This window comes from Brevundimonas sp., assembly GCF_032107865.1.
Taxonomy (GTDB): Bacteria; Pseudomonadota; Alphaproteobacteria; order Caulobacterales; family Caulobacteraceae; genus Brevundimonas.
In genome coordinates this window covers 1-1,203 of sequence record NZ_DAMCNG010000394.1, presented here as the reverse complement: position 1 = coordinate 1,203, position 1,203 = coordinate 1, and the positions used below count along the sequence as shown (strand labels likewise).

At 68.9% G+C, this 1,203-nt stretch carries 3 protein-coding genes; 1 reads left to right on the top strand and 2 read right to left on the bottom strand.

The genetic code is table 11. The features are described 5' to 3' along the window. Positions 1–120 (bottom strand): SDR family NAD(P)-dependent oxidoreductase (locus RT567_RS17060; protein ID WP_313577365.1); only part of this gene is annotated, 120 nt, incomplete at its 3' end. A 77-nt stretch (positions 121–197) separates the two neighbouring features. Next, positions 198–797 carry a hypothetical protein gene (locus tag RT567_RS17055; protein WP_313577364.1) on the bottom strand — a complete coding sequence of 200 codons (600 nt, stop codon included), beginning with the start codon at positions 795–797 and terminating at the stop codon, positions 198–200. Positions 798–864: 67 nt separating this feature from the next. Between RT567_RS17055 and RT567_RS17050 the strand changes: the two genes are divergently transcribed. Continuing rightward, on the top strand, positions 865–1,203 hold a 339-nt coding region (locus RT567_RS17050), incomplete at its 3' end, for a winged helix-turn-helix domain-containing protein (protein ID WP_313577363.1).

The window sequence follows — 1,203 nt, the reverse complement described above, 5'->3', positions numbered from 1 at the left end:
CTCGCGCCGGGCGGTGACGACCACCGCCGCGCCTTCGCGCGCGAACAGGCGGGCGGCGGCGGCGCCGATGCCGGAGCTGGCTCCGGTGATGATGGCGACCTTGTCGATGAGTGCAGGCATGACGACCTCGTGCGTGAAAGAGGTCGCCTTCCTTTCATGCCTTCAGGGCGTGGTCTGGCGGGGTTCGGACTCGGCGTTCAGGTCGAGGGCGCCACGCGGGTCTCGCGTCCCAGCGCCTGAAACCACGGCAGGAAGATCTGGATCAGCGGGCCGATGCCCACGGCGAAGACCACCGTGCCCAGGCCCACCGAGCCGCCCAGCAGCCAGCCTCCGGCCAGGACGCTGACCTCGATCAGCATCCGCGACACGCGGATCGACCAGCCCAGCCGCTGATTGAGGCCGATCATCAGGCCGTCGCGCGGCCCCGTGCCCATCCCTGCGCCGATATAGGCCGCCCCGCCCATGGCGGTCAGCAGCACGCCCATGGTCATGAAGGCCAGCCGCAGCGGCAGGCCCGTGATCTCGGGCAGAACGGCCAGGGCCGCATCCATCGACAGGCCGATGACGAAGATATTGAACAGCGTGCCCAGGCCCGGCTTCTGGCGCAGCGGAATCCAGGTCAGCATCACCAGGACGCCCATGATGATCGAGGCGGTCCCCAGGCTGATGCCCGTCCTCAGAGACAGGCCCTGGTGAAAGACGTTCCACGGGTCCAGCCCGAGGTTGGAGCGCACCATCAGGGCGGCGGCCACGCCGTACAGGCACAGGCCCAGTTGAAGCTGGATGAAACGACGCATGAACATGTGCGCCATAAGCCCTTAGATCGGCCTTGCTTTATAGGGCCAATTTCGAGACGGTGGCCTTATGCGCGACACCCTGGTCAACGCCGCCTCCCTGTCGCGTCAGTTGAACGGCTGGCGCGGGCCGGACGGCGAGCCCGCCTATCGCCGCCTGGCCGAGGCGCTGAAGCTGATCATCCTGGACGGGCGGCTGTCCCTGAACGCGCGCCTGCCCGGCGAGCGACGGCTGGCTGAGACCCTGGGCGTCAGCCGCATCACCGTCAGCGCCGCCCTGGACCGCCTGAGGGCCGACGGCTTCGTCGTCAGTCGGACCGGGTCAGGCAGCTTCACCGCCTTGCCCGCCAGCCCGGCGTCACCGCCCGTGACCTATCTGGACGGGCCGATGCAGAGGGTCGACGCGCCC